Origin of the sequence: Halomonas sp. PAMB 3232 (genome assembly GCF_031954225.1) — a bacterium.
Taxonomy (GTDB): Bacteria; Pseudomonadota; Gammaproteobacteria; order Pseudomonadales; family Halomonadaceae; genus Vreelandella.
Genome location: NZ_CP134865.1, coordinates 582,072 through 597,450, shown reverse-complemented (window position 1 = coordinate 597,450; position 15,379 = coordinate 582,072). Strand labels below are relative to the sequence as shown.

Below are 15,379 nucleotides of genomic sequence, written 5' to 3'. Positions count from 1 at the left end.
ACCGGGGCGGGTGCACCAAAACAAAAACCCCGCCGGGCTGGCCGGCGGGGTCGGTCGATCACATCACGTGCTATCAGGCGAAGACCAGCTTGCCCTCCTCGGCGCTGACGTGGATGGTCGCGCCCGGTGCGTACTTGCCGGCGAGCAGGTCCTGGGCCAGCGGGTTCTCGATCCGGCTCTGGATCGCCCGCTTGAGCGGCCGCGCCCCGAACACCGGGTCGAAACCGACGACCGCGAGCTGCGCCATGGCCTCGTCGCTGACCTGGAGACTCAAACCATGCTCGGCAAGGCGCGCCTTCAAGCGCTCGAGCTGGATAGACGCAATCGCCTGGATCTGCGTCTGCCCCAGGGCGTGGAAGACCACTACTTCGTCGATGCGGTTGATGAGCTCTGGGCGGAAGTGGTTGCCGACCACGTCCATCACCGCGTCCTTCATCGCTTCATAGCCCGCGTCGTCACTGTTCTCGCCGCCCATGCGCTGGATGATGTCCGAACCCATGTTCGAGGTCATCACGATCACGGTGTTACGAAAATCTACCGTGCGGCCCTGGCCGTCGGTCAGCCGCCCGTCTTCGAGCACCTGCAGCAGGATGTTGAACACATCCGGGTGTGCCTTTTCCACCTCGTCGAGCAGCAGCACCGAGTAGGGCTTGCGGCGCACCGCTTCGGTCAGATAGCCGCCCTCCTCATAACCGACGTAGCCGGGAGGCGCGCCGATCAGCCGCGCCACGGAGTGCTTCTCCATGAACTCGGACATGTCGATACGCACCATCGCCTCCTCGGTATCGAAGAGGAAGTTGGCCAGCGACTTGCAAAGCTCGGTCTTGCCCACCCCGGTCGGGCCGAGAAACAGAAACGAGCCGTTGGGCCGGTTTGGGTCGGAAAGGCCGGCCCGCGAGCGGCGCACCGCGTTGGCCACCGCCTCGACCGCTTCCTCCTGGCCGATCACGCGCTCGTGCAGCGCCTCTTCCATGCGCAGGAGCTTATCGCGCTCACCTTCGAGCATTTTCGACACCGGAATGCCGGTCCAGCGCGAAACGACCTCGGCGATCTCCTCTTCGGTCACGTTGGAGCGCAACAGCTGGTGATGGGCGGTATCGGTTTCGCCTTCACCGCTTTCCGCGATCTTCTTCTCGAGTTCGGGAATCTTGCCGTACTGGATTTCGGACATGCGACCAAGATCGCCCTGGCGACGCGCCTGCTCGAGATCCAGGCGCGCCTGCTCGAGCTCGGCCTTGAACTGGGCGGCGCCCTGAATACTGGCTTTTTCCGCCTTCCAGATCTCGTCGAGATCGGCGTACTCGCGTTCCAGATCATGAATGTGATCGTTCAGCGCCTCAAGGCGTTTTTTGGTGGCTTCGTCGGTCTCTTTCTTGAGCGCCTCGCGCTCCATCTTGAGCTGGATCAGGCGCCGGTCGAGGCGGTCCATCGACTCGGGCTTGGAATCGAGCTCCATGCGGATGCGCGAGGCGGCTTCGTCGATCAGATCGATCGCCTTGTCCGGCAGTTGGCGGTCGGTGATGTAGCGGGTAGAGAGCTTCGCCGCGGCGATGATCGCGGAATCCGTGATCGCCACGCCGTGGTGCACCTCGTAGCGCTCCTTCAAGCCGCGCAAAATGGCGACGGTGTCCTCTTCCGAGGGCTCGTCGACCAGCACCTTCTGGAAGCGGCGCTCGAGCGCGGCGTCCTTTTCGATGTACTTGCGGTACTCATCGAGGGTGGTCGCGCCCACGCAGTGCAGCTCGCCGCGGGCAAGCGCCGGTTTGAGCATGTTGCCGGCGTCCATCGCGCCGTCGGCCTTGCCGGCGCCGACCATGGTGTGCAGCTCGTCGATGAACAAGATCACTCGGCCCTCTTCCTGGGCAAGCTCCTTGAGGACCGATTTCAGGCGCTCTTCGAATTCGCCGCGAAACTTGGCGCCAGCCAGCAAGGATCCCATGTCCAGCGACAGCACGCGCTTGTCCTTCAGACCTTCCGGCACCTCGCCATCGACAATACGACTGGCCAGCCCCTCGACGATGGCGGTCTTGCCCACGCCGGGCTCGCCGATCAATACCGGGTTGTTCTTGGTGCGTCGCTGGAGCACCTGAATCGTGCGGCGAATCTCGTCGTCGCGGCCAATCACCGGGTCGAGCTTGCCTTCAAGCGCCCGCTGGGTGAGGTCGAGGGTGTACTTGTTGAGCGCCTCACGCTGATCCTCGGCGTTGGCATCACTCACACTCGCGCCGCCGCGAAGGCTCTCGATCGCGCTTTCGAGATTCTTGCGCTCGATGCCGGCCTCTTTCATCGCCTTCGCCACCGCGCCGCCGGCCTCAAGTGCCGCGAGCAACACGAGTTCGCTGGCGATGAACTGGTCGCCGCGCTTTTGCGCTTCGCGGTCGGTGAGGTTGAAAAGTTTCACCAGATCGCGCGAGGGCTGCACATTGCCATCGAACTGGCTGACTTTGGGCAGATCCTCGAGCAGGCGCTTGAGCGCGTCGCGCAGGCGCGAACTCGCCCCACCGGTCTTGTCGATGAGCGCCTTGATACCGGTGTCGCGGGTATCGAGCAGGGAAAGCAGAAGGTGAACGGGCTCGAGCTGATTATGGCCCTGGCCGACAGCCAGAGACTGCGCCTCGGCAACGGCGGACTGGAGCTTCGCGGTGAATTTATCGAATCGCATGGCATTCTCCCGGGGTGGCTGCGCGTTTGGACGCGCGGCGTGGCCCTGAACGGTTTCAATTTGCCAGAAGGTTTGGCTTGACAAATTAAATGGTGCCGATTCAGGGCGCTTTCAAGAGCTCATGCAGGGTTAAATTCGGATTCACTCACACCGGGTCGTTGGCGAGCCAGATGACGCTGGCCATGCGCCCGGTGCGCCCCGAGTCACGGCGGTAGGAGTAAAAGCGCGATTCGCAGGCGGTACAGAAGTGGCCGCCGCTGATGTGGTGAACGCCCAGAGTCGCCAGGCGAAAGCGCGCCAGCCGGTAGAGGTCGGCCATGTAGTGGTTGAGCCGGTAGGGGCTGTGCTCGAAGGCGTCCGCGCTCTCCGGATGGGCACCGACGAAGGCGCCATACACCTCCGGGCCGACCTCGAACTGGGCGTTGGAGATCGCCGGTCCCAGCCACACCAGAATATCGTCGGCGTCGCAGTTCATCGCCGCGACCGTCGCCTCCAGCACGCCGCTGGCAAGCCCGCGCCAGCCGGCGTGGGCCACCGCTACCTGGCTGCCCTGGCGGTTGCAGAAGAACACCGGCAGGCAATCGGCGGTGAGCACCACGCAGGCGTACTCGCTGGTCGTGGCGATCGAGGCGTCCGCTTTAGGCGGGCTCGCTTGAAAGCTCTGCTGCACGCGGGCGCTGTGAATCTGATCGAGCCACAACAGCGGGCGGTCGTCGCCGACCTCTTTTTGCAGCAGGCGCCGGCAAAGCGCCACGTGATCCGGATGATCGCCGACGTGGCTCGCCGGATTGAAGGCGGCGAAGTCGTTCTGGCTAGGGCCGGTTTCGCGGGTCGTGACGAAGCCACGAACGTTGTCCGGCGCCGGCCAATCCGGCACTACCTTACTCGGGTGCAGGTCGATGGCATCGCTCATCGTTTGGTCTCGCTGTCGTCGCGCAGGTAGTCCAGCAGCATCAAGAGCTCGTCGGGCAGCGACGCTCTAAACGTCATGGGCTCTTCGCTGACCGGATGAATGAAGCTTAATTTTCGCGCGTGCAGCGCCTGGCGGGGAAACTCGCGCAGAATCTCCTTCAGCTGCTCGCCGGCGCCCGGCGGAAGGCGCGCCCGCCCGCCATAGAGCGGGTCGCCGATCAGCGGGTAACGGGCGTGGGCCATGTGTACGCGAATCTGGTGGGTGCGCCCGGTTTCGAGCTGACAGCGCACGTGGGTATGGGCGCGAAAGCGCTCGACCACGCGGTAGTGCGTGACGGCGGGTTTGCCCGAGGCGGTCACGGCCTGGCGCTTGCGATCCTTCGGGTGGCGGCCGATTGGTGCATCGATCGTGGCCCCGGATACGGGCTTGCCGATCACCACCGCATCGTACTGGCGCGAAACGCTTCGCGCCTGCAGCTGTTCGACCAGCCGGGTCTGGGCGGTCAGAGTCTTGGCCACCATCATCAGGCCGGTCGTGTCTTTATCAAGGCGGTGAACGATCCCCGCCCGGGGGATCTCGGCCAGCGACGGGCAGTGAAACAGCAGCGCGTTCAAGAGCGTGCCGTCCGGGTTGCCCGCCGCCGGGTGCACCACCATGCCCGCGGGCTTGTTGAGCACGATGACCGCCTCGTCTTCGAACACGATATCGAGGGGAATCTCCTGGGCGGCGAAGCGCGTATCCTCCTCGAGGGTAGCGCAAAGGCGCAGGGTCTCGAGGCCGTGGAGCTTTGCCTTGGGTTTGGCGGTCGCGCCGTCCACGGTCAGCTCGCCGCCATTGATCCACGCTTTCAAGCGCTCGCGGGAGTATTCGCTGAACAACTCCGCCGCCGCCTGGTCCAGGCGAGCGCCGGCAAGCGTGGCGGGCACCTGGTGTGTGGCTTCGATGATGTGCGACATGCAGAACCTCTTAGGACGCAGACCCGAGCGGCAAAACGCGGTGATGCCTGCGTTTTGCGCCAAGGTGTTTTATAGTGGGCCAATTGCGACCTATTCTACCATTTCTACTTATGGCCATCTTCGCTTTTCGGTGATTGAGGCTTGTTTGCAACGAGGATGATGATGCGCGTTTTCTCCACTGCCCACCGCTTTGGCGCCGTAGCCTTGAGCCTTGCTCTACTAGCCGGCTGTGCCAGCAACAGCAACAACGACGACGCCGCCGAGCAGGATGAGGGCGAGTTCTCCAACGTTCAGGAGCGAGAGCTCTACGAGCTCGCTCGCACCGCGCTTGAAGATAACCGCTTCCCCATCGCCATCGACCGCCTGGAAGCGCTGGATACCCGCTACCCCTTCGGCGCCCACGCCGAGCAGGCCCAGCTCGAGTTGATCTACGCCTACTACGAAAACGGCAACTGGGAAGAGGCGCGCGCCGCGGCCAGCCGCTTCATCCGCCTGCAGCCGGATCATCCTCAGGTCGACTACGCCTACTACCTGCGCGGCCTCTCCGCCTGGCAGGCCGGGCGTTTCAGCCTCGAGCGGCTGCGCCTGATCGACATCTCCAAGCGCGATCTTGGCGCCTCGCGGGATGCCTACAACGATTTCCGCGAGTTGATCCAGCGCTTCCCGCAAAGCGAGTACGCCCCGGATGCCCAACAGCGTATCGTCTATCTGCGTGAGCTTTTGGCTCAGCACGAGCTGCACGTGGCGGACTACTACCTGCGCCGCGGCGCGTATCTTGCCGCCGTCGAGCGCGGACGCTGGGTGATCGAAAACTTCCCCGAAGCCAACGCCACCCGCGACGCCCTGGCCACCATGATCGAAGGCTACCAAGGCCTGGGCATGAACGACCGCGCCGAGGAAGTGCTCGCGGTGCTGCGTGAAAACGACCCCAATCACGAGCAGCTTCGCGGCGGACGTTTCGTGCCCAAGCACGGCTAATCCCTGCGCTGATAGCACTCGATAAAGCCCCTGAACGGCCAAGCGCCGGTCAGGGGCTTTTTTTGTGGGCGAACGTTGAGCCTCTTGCCGTTACCCAGAAATTTCTGGCGGCCTTTTTTGCTAGCACTTTTTAACTATCCCTAATAAAAAAATAGCAAAAAATATTATGCAATATTTGTACATCGATCTAGTATTGCATCAGCCAATAACAGCCATCGCTACAAGGGAATTGTACGCATGCCCGCTCGAAGCCAGCTAAAAATCAGCACCCGCCTCACCATCGCTTTCTCGATTCTGCTCTTTTTTCTTGCCGCGCTCACTGCCATCGGGATCTATCAGGTGGGCCAGATCAATCGTGACCTGGCCGAGATCAACGACGTCAATGCCGTCAAGCAGCGCCATGCCATTGACTGGCGCGGCAGCGTTCACGACCGGGCCATTGCCCTTCGCGATCTCGTCATTACCGCCACGGACAACCAGTACCGCGACCTGAGTAGCGAAATGCGGCGGCTTCAGGACAACTACCTGAACGCCTCTCAGGAAATGGCAAAGATCACCCGCGACTACCCGGGGCCGGCAGAGGAAGCGCGTATTATCGAAAGCGTTCAGGCGCAGCAGGCATTAACGCTCGAGCTGACCGACGCGGTGATCGGCGCACGGCTGGCAGGCGACTTCGCCCAGGCGCAAACGCTTTTGATCGAACGGGCGGGGCCGGCGTACGCCGAGTGGCTGTCACGCATCAATCAGTTCATCGACCTGCAGGAGCGGCTCAACAACGTCACCACCGACCACGCCCGCCACGCCGCCGCGAGCTTTCAAAACCTCATGCTCGGCTTGACTCTGCTGGCGCTGATCATCGGCGGGCTCATGGCATTCTGGCTGTCGCGCCAGCTGCTGAGCGAACTGGGTGCCGAGCCCTTCGAGGTCCAGGCGTTTTCCAACGCGATCGGTAACGGCAATCTGGCCGTGGCAAGCGAGCGCCACACGAAACGCGAACGCGGCATCATGGCCTCGCAAGTGGCCATGGCCGGGCAGCTCGAGGAGATCGTATTGAAAGTGCGCGGCTGTGCCGAGGCGGTGGCCAGCAACAGCGAGCAGATCGCCGAAGGCAATACCAACCTCGCCTCGCGCACCGAGCAGCAGTCAAGCGCTCTGGCCCAAACCGCGGCTGCCATGGAGCAGCTCAACAGCACCGTGACCCAGAACGCCGACAACGCCGAACGAGCAAGCCATGAAGCGACGCAGGCAACCGCCACCGCCGCCCAGGGCGGCAAGGCGGTTCGCGAAATGACCGCGACCATGAACGAACTGGACCAAAGCTCCCAGGAGATTTCCGGCATCATCGCGACCATCGATGCGATCGCCTTTCAGACCAACATTCTGGCGCTGAACGCCTCGGTAGAAGCGGCACGCGCCGGCGAACACGGCCGCGGCTTTGCGGTGGTGGCCAGCGAAGTGCGCAATCTCGCCCAGCGAAGCGCCAGCGCAGCCAAAGAGATCAACGCGCTGATTTCGAAAAACCTCGAGCGCGTCAAACACGGCAACGAGCGCGCAAGCCTTGCGCGCCAGTCCACTGAAGAGATCATCAGCGCCATCGAGCGGGTCAACGTCATCATGAACGAGATCAGCAGCGCCAGCGCCGAGCAGAGCGCCGGGGTGCGCGAGATCAACCAGGCCGTTTCCGAAATGGATCAAATGACCCAGGACAACGCCCACCTGGTCAGCGAAAGCGCCAGTGCCTCCTCGACGCTGCGCCACAATGCGCGGGAGCTCATCAACGCCATGCAGACGTTCAAACTCCCTGCCTCGACCCAGGCCTCCACCGCGCCGGTTTCCTCCGCCAAGGCCTTGCCAGCGACTCGCAACACGGCTTCCAAACCGCTCGTTCAGCGCCCTGCGGAGCCCGCCTGGGAGAGTTTCTAACCCTCACCGCTTTTGGATACAAACAAGCCAGGCAGTGCCTGGCTTGTTTCATGATCGAGGGCCGCTTACCACGCGACTAGTCAGTCACCAGGCTGCCAGCCGTTGACGATCGGGTAGCGGCGGTCGCGGCCAAAGCCTCGGGCGGTGACGCGCACGCCGACCGGCGCCTGGCGGCGCTTGTACTCGCAGCGGTCCACCAGCTTGACCACCTGATAGACGTCGGCCTCGGTAAAGCCCTCATTGATGATCGCCTCGGCGCTCATGTCGCCTTCGATGTAGCGCAACAGAATCGCGTCGAGCACGTCGTAGTCCGGAAGCGAATCGCTATCCTGCTGGTCTGGGACGAGCTCGGCACTCGGGGGGCGTTCGATGACCCGCTCGGGGACCGCCGGCGACTGCGTGTTGCGCCAGCGCGCAAGCTTGTATACCCAGGTCTTGTAAACATCCTTGATGGCGTTGTAGCCGCCGACCATGTCGCCGTAGAGCGTGGCGTAGCCCACCGCCATCTCGCTCTTGTTGCCGGTGGTGAGCACCATGAGCCCTTTCTTGTTGGAGATCGCCATGAGCAGCACGCCGCGACAGCGCGACTGCAGGTTCTCCTCAGTCGTGTCACGCTCGGCACCGGCGAAGCTCTCGGCAAGCGTCCGGGTGAACGCCTCGACCATCGGCGCGATCGGCATGACGTCATAGTTGACGCCGAGCATCTCGGCCTGCTGCGCGGCATCCTCTTTCGAGATGTCCGCAGTGTAGTGATACGGCATCATCACCGCCTGCACCCGCTGCGGGCCGAGCGCGTCCACGGCGATCGCCAGTGACAGCGCCGAGTCGATACCGCCGGAAAGCCCCAGCACTACACCCTGGAAACCACTCTTGTTGACGTAGTCGCGAAGCCCGGTGACCAGCGCGCAGTAGAGGCTCTCCTCTGGTGACACCGCCTCTTCGATCTCACCGGCTTCCGGTGCCCACGCGCCGTCAGACTCGACAAAGCGCACCGGCATCAGTCCGGCCTGCCAGTAAGGGGCGAGCACCTTGAGCGCCCCGTCGGCGTCGATCACGCTCGAGCCGCCGTCGAACACCAGCTCGTCCTGCCCGCCAATGGTATTGACGTAGACGATCGGCCGGCTGACCGCGCGGGCGCGCTGCTCGAACAGCGCCAGCCGCTCGCTGGGCTTCTCCTGATGAAAGGGCGAGGCGTTGAGCGTCACCAGCACGTCGGCGCCGGCCTCTTTGGCCGCCTCGATCGGCGCGCTCTCCCACAGATCCTCGCAGATCAAAAGCCCAAGCCGGGCGCCCTTGTGCTCGAATACCAGCGGCTCGCGCCCGGCGGTGAAGTAGCGCTGCTCGTCGAACACCTGGTAGTTGGGAAGCGCCTGCTTGGCGTACTCCGCCTGCCACTGCCCGTTATAGAGCACGCCGGCCAGGTTGAACCGCTTACCGTCTCTCACGCCCGGGTAGCCGATGATCACCAGCACGTCGCGGGCGACTTTCTCGGCCATGGTCGCCCGGGCCTTTTCAAGGCGCGACTCCATCGAGGCTCTCAACAACAGATCCTCCGGCGGGTAGCCGGTCAGAAACAGCTCGGGAAAGACCACCACGTCCGCCCGGTGCTCGATACGCGCCTCGCGCACCGCTTCGATCGCCTTGGCGGCGTTACCGGCAATATCCCCGACCAGTGGGTCGAGTTGGGCCATGACCAGCGTTAACTCTTGCATGGGGGGTAAAATCTCTTGAGAATCCTTGAAACATACCGTTTGGACGCGAAGCGCCAGGGCTCAGCGCTCACTCGCCTCCAAACCGTACCGGGTCGCCCGCATTGTCCCGCAAGCGCTCGCCGCTGGCAAAGGGCGCCCCCCGGTTACCCCCTTCCCGCTGGGAGCGATAAAAGGATGAACCTGTTGATCATTCGGCTACTTATTTTTGCGCTGGTATTTTATGTGGGCCTGAAGCTCTACGGCCGGTACCGCCAGCACAAATTGGCAAAGAACGAAACGCCCAAGCGCGTCGAAGGCGGCGCCATGGTGCGCTGTCGCTGGTGCGAGGTGCACGTGCCGGAAAACGAAGCGCTGCGCTTCGATGAGAAGTGGTTCTGCTCAAGCGCCCATCGAGAGCGCTACATAGAGGAGCAGAAGAAAGACGACCCCGCCTAAAGCGCCAGCCGCTCTTCGGTCGGCGCAAAGGGCGTCGGGTCGATCAGCGGCGCGCGATCAAGCAGCGTATCGGCCAGCAGGTGCGTCGAGGCCGGCGCCAGCACCAGTCCGTTGCGATGATGCCCGGCGTTGATATAAAGCGAGGCGACTCCCGGAACCGCGCCGATAAAGGGAAGTCCGTTGGGTGAGCCCGGCCGTAGCCCCGCCCAGTGGTGCGCTACCGGATAGTGGGCGAGCGCCGGCACGATCTCCTCGGCGCTTCGAACGAGCGACGCGCGGGCGGCTTCATCAGTGCTCTTGTCGAAGCCGGCCTCCTCGAGCGTCGAGCCCACCAGCAGCAGGCCATCATTTCGGGGAATGATGTAGCGCCCATCCTTGAGCACGACGCGCTCGACGAGCCCCTTCGGCGCCCGATAGGCGATCATCTGCCCCTTGACCGGGCGCACCGGAAGCTCGATGCCAAGCGGCGCCAGAAGCGCCGCCGTCCAGGCCCCGGCGCAGAGCACCACGCGCTGCGCCCGTCGATGCCCTTCTCGAGTTTCGATCCCCGTCACCCGGCCGTGCTCGACGACCAGCCCGCCTACCTGCTGATGCTCATAAAGCGTCACGCCTTTCATGGCCTCAAGCCGGGCGCGCAGCGCCTGACCCAGGCGTGGGTTGCGCACACTGCCAAGCGTCGGCATCCAGAGCGCGCGCTCAGTTGCGGCGGCCTGGGGCTCCTTGTCGGCCACGAAGGCGCGGCTGACGCGCTCCAGGGGCTTACCGAACTCGCGCGACCAATTGAGTGCCGCCTCATCGTCCTCGACGCTCAGGTACAAAAGCCCTTTCTGACGATACTCCGGGTCGATCCCGGTCTCTTCCAGCAGGCGCAGCGCAAGCGTGGGGTAGGCGCCTTCCGACCAACGCGAAAGCGTCGAGATCGCCGGCCCGTGGCGCCAGGGGTAAAGCGGCGAGACGATACCGCCGCCCGCCCAGGACGCCTCCTGGCCGCACACGCCACGCTCGACGATCGAGACCGTCTGGCCGGCGTCCGCCAATTGAAGCGCGGTCATCATGCCGATGACCCCGCCGCCCACAATCAAGAAATCGCTCACGATACCCGTTCCTTATTTCCTACACGCGTCTGCGCTCGCGCCTACCTTCTTTGATTCGAAGGCTCATTAATCTAGCCTCAGGACACTCGGCGCCTCGGGAGGGCCGACTCATGCCTCGTTTGCTTAAGCGCTCACCCGCGGCAGGCGGCTTTACCCTGCTGGAGCTGGTCGTCGCGCTGCTCATCGCCGTCATTTTGACCCACGGGGCGTACTCTCATCTTCAAGCCCTTGGCCACGCCGTGGCGCTCAAAAGCGAGATCAATCGTTTTCAGCGCGCGTTTTCCCTGGCGCGTAATACGGCGATCACAAAGCGAAGAACCGTCACACTTTGCCCCATCACCCACGCGCGCCAGTGCAGCAATGACTGGAGCCAGCCGCTGGCGGTCATCGAAACCGCGCTCGATGGGGGGCATGCGTCGCGGCGCGTGGTACGCATCTTTCCCACGCATCCTGACAGTGACATCACCTACAACCGGGGCTGGCGGCAGGTACGCTACACGCCGCTGGGCCACACCAGCGGCTTCAACGGAACGTTTTATCTATGCAACGGCGCCGACACCGGCCGGGTGCTCGTACTGAGCCAGCTCGGCCGGCTCCGAGTCAACGAGCAGCGCCCGGACTGCTTTTGATCAGGCGATGCCGTCCAGATAGCGCTCGGCGTCGAGGGCCGCCATGCAGCCGCTGCCCGCCGAGGTGATCGCCTGGCGGTAGATATGGTCCATCACGTCGCCGCAGGCGAATACGCCGGGCACGCTGGTCGCGGTGGCATTGCCTTCGAGCCCGGAATTGACGGTGATGTAGCCGCCCTTCATCGCAAGCTGTCCCTCGAAAATGCCGGTATTGGGGCTATGGCCGATGGCGATGAACAGCCCCGGCGCGTGAAGCTCCTTGGTCGTGCCGTCGAGCGTGGACTTCAAGCGCACGCCGGTCACGCCGCTACCGTCGCCCAGCACCTCGTCGACCTGCTGGAACCACTCGAGCGCAATGGTGCCCGCCTCGACTTTCTCGAGCAGCTTGTCCTGCAGGATCTTCTCGGCGCGCAGCGTATCGCGACGGTGTACCAGCGTCACTTTGGAGGCGATGTTGGAGAGATAGAGCGCCTCTTCTACCGCGGTGTTACCACCGCCCACGACCACGACTTCCTGATTGCGATAGAAAAAACCGTCGCAGGTCGCACAGGCGGAAACGCCCTGGCCCATGAACTGCTGCTCGGTGGGCAGCCCCAGGTAGCGGGCGCTGGCGCCGGTGGCGATGATCAACGCGTCGCAGGTGTAGGTACCGCTATCGCCTTTAAGCGTATAAGGCTTTTCGCTCAGGCTGACTTCACTGATATGGTCGAACAGCACCTCGGTATTGAAGCGCTCGGCGTGGGCCTGCATTTTTTCCATCAGCGCCGGGCCCTGAATGCCCTCGGCTTCCCCGGGCCAGTTGTCCACGTCGGTGGTCGTGGTCAACTGTCCGCCGGCCTGTAGCCCGGTGATGAGCACCGGTTTCAGGTTGGCGCGAGCGGCGTAAACCGCCGCAGTGTACCCGGCAGGCCCGGAGCCGAGAATGATCAAACGTTCATGACGCGTTTCCATGACACCACCTATAAATCTCGATAAAACCGATCACCCTACCAACCATGCGCTGGTAGCGGTCGAAAACCAGACAAGAGAGTCTGCCTGAAATGGCGTCGAGTACAAGCGATTACAAGGCCCACGCTCATCCATTGGGTGCCGCGCGCTTGAAAGGCCGGATTAAAATGCCCATGTACCATTAACAAGTACCATTAATAAGCTAGGCTTTACACAACGACCCATCGCGGCGGAACAGGCCAGGTGCCAACAGAGCGCCACCCAACGTGTGTTAATTTAAGGCCTGAACATGACTTACCGTGGCACTGCAAAAACCTAAAAACGCCCAGCCATCAAGTAGAGGAGCATGGAATGAGCAAGATCCCCGATACGCTCAGCACCCTGGAGGTAGGCAGCCGCTCTTACGCCTACTACAGCTTGCCCAAGGCGGCCGAGTCGCTTGGCAATATTGAACGGCTACCCAAGACCCTGAAAATCCTGCTGGAAAACCAGCTGCGCTTCGGCGACGACGAAAGCGTCGACAACGACGATCTGCAGGCGCTGGTCGACTGGCAGAAAGAGGGCAAATCGAGCCGTGAAATCGGCTACCGTCCGGCACGCGTTCTCATGCAGGACTTCACCGGCGTGCCCGGCGTGGTCGATCTGGCCTCGATGCGCGACGCGGTCGAAAAGCTCGGCGAGGACCCGGCGCGCATCAATCCGCTTTCGCCGGTGGATCTGGTCATCGACCACTCGGTCATGGTCGACGAGTTCGGTCATGCCACGGCGTTCGATGAGAACGTCGAGATCGAAATGGAGCGCAACCGCGAGCGTTACGAGTTTTTGCGCTGGGGCCAGCAGGCCTTCGACAACTTCAAGGTCGTCCCACCGGGCACCGGTATCTGCCACCAGGTCAACCTGGAGTACCTGGGCAAATCGGTCTGGACCAAGGAAGAAGACGGCAAAACCTACGCCTTCCCCGATACGCTGGTCGGCACCGACTCGCACACCACCATGATCAACGGTCTTGGCGTACTTGGCTGGGGCGTGGGCGGCATCGAGGCGGAAGCCGCGATGCTGGGTCAGCCGGTGTCGATGCTGATTCCCGAAGTCATCGGCTTCAAGCTCGAAGGCAAGCTGCAGGAAGGCATTACCGCAACGGACTTGGTGCTGACCGTCACCGAAATACTGCGCAAGAAAGGCGTGGTCGGCAAGTTCGTCGAGTTCTACGGCGACGGCCTGAAGGATCTACCGCTGGCGGATCGCGCCACGATCGCCAACATGGCGCCGGAGTACGGCGCGACCTGCGGCTTCTTCCCGGTGGACGACGAAACCCTGAACTACATGCGCCTGACCGGCCGTGAAGACGACCAGATCGCGCTGGTCAAAGCGTACTGCCAAGAGCAGGGGCTGTGGCGCGAACCCGGCGACGAGCCGGTCTTTACCGACACCCTGGGCCTCGATATGAGCGCCGTCGAGGCGAGCCTGGCCGGACCCAAGCGCCCGCAGGACCGCGTATCGCTCAAGAACCTGCCCGACGCCTTCAACAAGGTGATGGAAGACGACGGCAAGCTCGAGCAAAACACCGAAACCGGCAAGTTCTCCTCGGAAGGTGGCCAGACCGCGGTGGGCCTCGAGCGCAGCTTCGAGCACAACGACAGCCAAGACGTGGCCTACAACGGCCAGAGTTTCCGCCTGAACCCGGGGGCGGTCGTGATCGCCGCGATTACGTCCTGCACCAACACTTCCAACCCGAGCGTGATGATGGCCGCCGGCCTTCTGGCGCGCAAGGCGCGAGAGAAAGGTCTGGAAACCAAACCCTGGGTCAAGACCTCCCTGGCGCCGGGCTCCAAGGTCGTCACCGACTACCTGGCCGCGGCGAATCTGAACGAGGATTTGGACGCGCTGGGCTTCAATCTGGTGGGTTACGGCTGCACCACCTGTATCGGCAACTCCGGCCCGCTGCCCGAGGAGATCGAAAAAGCGATCAACTCAGGCGACCTGGCCGTGGCTTCGGTGCTCTCGGGCAACCGCAACTTCGAAGGCCGTGTGCATCCGCTGGTGAAAACCAACTGGCTCGCTTCACCGCCCCTGGTGGTCGCCTACGCCCTGGCCGGCAACGTGCAGTGCAATCTGGTCGATGAACCACTTGGCGATGACGGCGACGGCAACCCGGTGTATCTGAAGGATATCTGGCCCTCCCAGGCCGAAATCGCCGAGGCGGTCGAGAAGGTCAACACCGACATGTTCCGCAAGGAGTATGGCGAGGTGTTCGAAGGTGACGAGACCTGGAAAGCGATCAACGTGCCGGAAAGTCAGGTGTACGAATGGCCGGAGTCCACCTACATTCAGCATCCGCCGTTTTTCGAGGGGATGGGCCGCGAACCTGAGCCCACCGAAGACGTCAAAAACGCCCGGGTGCTGGCGATGCTGGGCGACTCGGTGACCACCGACCACATCTCGCCGGCGGGTTCGATCAAGCCGGACAGCCCCGCCGGGCGCTATTTGCAGGAGCATGGTGTGAAGCCGGTGGACTTCAACTCCTACGGCTCGCGGCGCGGCAACCACGAGGTGATGATGCGCGGCACCTTCGCCAACGTGCGTATTCAAAACGAGATGCTCGACGGCGTGGTCGGCGGCGAAACCCGCCACGTGCCGAGCGGCGAGCAGATGGCCATTTATGATGCGGCCATGAAGTATCAGGAAGAAGGCACGCCGCTGGTCGTGATCGCCGGCAAGGAGTACGGCACGGGTTCCAGCCGCGACTGGGCCGCCAAGGGCACGCGCCTGCTCGGCGTACGTGCGGTGCTGGCGGAGTCCTACGAGCGTATTCACCGCTCCAACCTGATCGGCATGGGCGTGGTACCGCTACAGTTCCCGGAAGGGGAAGGCCGCCAGAGCCTGGGGCTGACCGGCGATGAGGAGGTATCGATCGAGGGCCTTTCCGATCTGAGCCCGGGCTCGAACGTGAAGGTCACGATCAAAAACGGCGACGGTGAGCGCACCCTCGAGGCGAAATGCCGTATCGATACGGTGAACGAACTGGCGTACTACCGCCATGGTGGTATTCTTCACTACGTGCTGCGCAAGATGATCGGCGCAGCCTAAGCAGTAGATGAACCCAATGCTTGCATGCCCCCACCCTGGTGG

Annotated in this window: 11 protein-coding genes; 5 read left to right on the top strand and 6 right to left on the bottom strand. The window is 63.1% G+C overall.

Translation table 11 applies throughout. The annotated features are described in order from the left end of the window. Nucleotides 1-73: 73 nt before the first annotated feature. The 3 genes from clpB to rluD all read right to left on the bottom strand — a co-directional run bounded on the left by clpB (nucleotide 74) and on the right by rluD (nucleotide 4,531). Nucleotides 74-2,662 carry an ATP-dependent chaperone ClpB gene (gene clpB, locus RN346_RS02790; RefSeq protein WP_311962048.1) on the bottom strand — a complete coding sequence of 863 codons (2,589 nt, stop codon included), beginning with the start codon at nucleotides 2,660-2,662 and terminating at the stop codon, nucleotides 74-76. A 145-nt stretch (nucleotides 2,663-2,807) separates the two neighbouring features. After that, nucleotides 2,808-3,575 carry a peptidoglycan editing factor PgeF gene (gene pgeF / locus RN346_RS02785; RefSeq protein WP_263585131.1) on the bottom strand — a complete coding sequence of 256 codons (768 nt, stop codon included), beginning with the start codon at nucleotides 3,573-3,575 and terminating at the stop codon, nucleotides 2,808-2,810. Beyond that, on the bottom strand, nucleotides 3,572-4,531 hold the full coding sequence (gene rluD, locus RN346_RS02780) for a 23S rRNA pseudouridine(1911/1915/1917) synthase RluD (protein ID WP_311962047.1): 960 nt from the start codon (nucleotides 4,529-4,531) through the stop codon (nucleotides 3,572-3,574). The genes pgeF and rluD overlap by 4 nt, the downstream gene beginning before the upstream one ends. Nucleotides 4,532-4,693: 162 nt before the next feature. Here rluD and RN346_RS02775 point away from each other — a divergent pair, with 162 nt between their 5' ends. Both RN346_RS02775 and RN346_RS02770 read left to right on the top strand, forming a co-directional pair. Further along, entirely contained in the window at nucleotides 4,694-5,509 is an 816-nt protein-coding gene (locus RN346_RS02775) for an outer membrane protein assembly factor BamD (protein WP_311962046.1), read from the top strand. Between the two features lie 237 nt (nucleotides 5,510-5,746). Further along, nucleotides 5,747-7,432, top strand: a complete 1,686-nt coding sequence (locus tag RN346_RS02770; protein WP_311962045.1) for a methyl-accepting chemotaxis protein — start codon at nucleotides 5,747-5,749, stop codon at nucleotides 7,430-7,432. 80 nt (nucleotides 7,433-7,512) lie between these two features. On the opposite strand, the gene RN346_RS02765 is transcribed toward RN346_RS02770, so the two are convergent. Continuing rightward, entirely contained in the window at nucleotides 7,513-9,144 is a 1,632-nt protein-coding gene (locus RN346_RS02765) for an NAD+ synthase (RefSeq protein WP_311962044.1), read from the bottom strand. Between the two features lie 174 nt (nucleotides 9,145-9,318). Between RN346_RS02765 and RN346_RS02760 the strand changes: the two genes are divergently transcribed. Beyond that, nucleotides 9,319-9,579 (top strand): PP0621 family protein, encoded by a 261-nt coding sequence (locus RN346_RS02760; protein ID WP_263585136.1) that lies wholly within the window; start codon nucleotides 9,319-9,321, stop codon nucleotides 9,577-9,579. Here RN346_RS02760 and thiO read toward each other — a convergent pair. After that, nucleotides 9,576-10,673, bottom strand: coding sequence for a glycine oxidase ThiO (gene thiO / locus RN346_RS02755; RefSeq protein WP_311962043.1), 1,098 nt, complete (start codon nucleotides 10,671-10,673; stop codon nucleotides 9,576-9,578). The two genes, RN346_RS02760 and thiO, sit on opposite strands and share 4 nt — an antisense overlap. 110 nt (nucleotides 10,674-10,783) lie before the next feature. Here thiO and RN346_RS02750 point away from each other — a divergent pair, with 110 nt between their 5' ends. Beyond that, nucleotides 10,784-11,302 (top strand): GspH/FimT family pseudopilin, encoded by a 519-nt coding sequence (locus RN346_RS02750; RefSeq protein ID WP_311962042.1) that lies wholly within the window; start codon nucleotides 10,784-10,786, stop codon nucleotides 11,300-11,302. Here RN346_RS02750 and trxB read toward each other — a convergent pair whose 3' ends face one another. Then, nucleotides 11,303-12,253, bottom strand: a complete 951-nt coding sequence (gene trxB / locus RN346_RS02745; RefSeq protein ID WP_263585139.1) for a thioredoxin-disulfide reductase — start codon at nucleotides 12,251-12,253, stop codon at nucleotides 11,303-11,305. Between the two features lie 348 nt (nucleotides 12,254-12,601). Between trxB and acnA the strand changes: the two genes are divergently transcribed. Next, nucleotides 12,602-15,337, top strand: coding sequence for an aconitate hydratase AcnA (gene acnA / locus RN346_RS02740; RefSeq protein ID WP_311962041.1), 2,736 nt, complete (start codon nucleotides 12,602-12,604; stop codon nucleotides 15,335-15,337). Nucleotides 15,338-15,379: the final 42 nt, after the last annotated feature.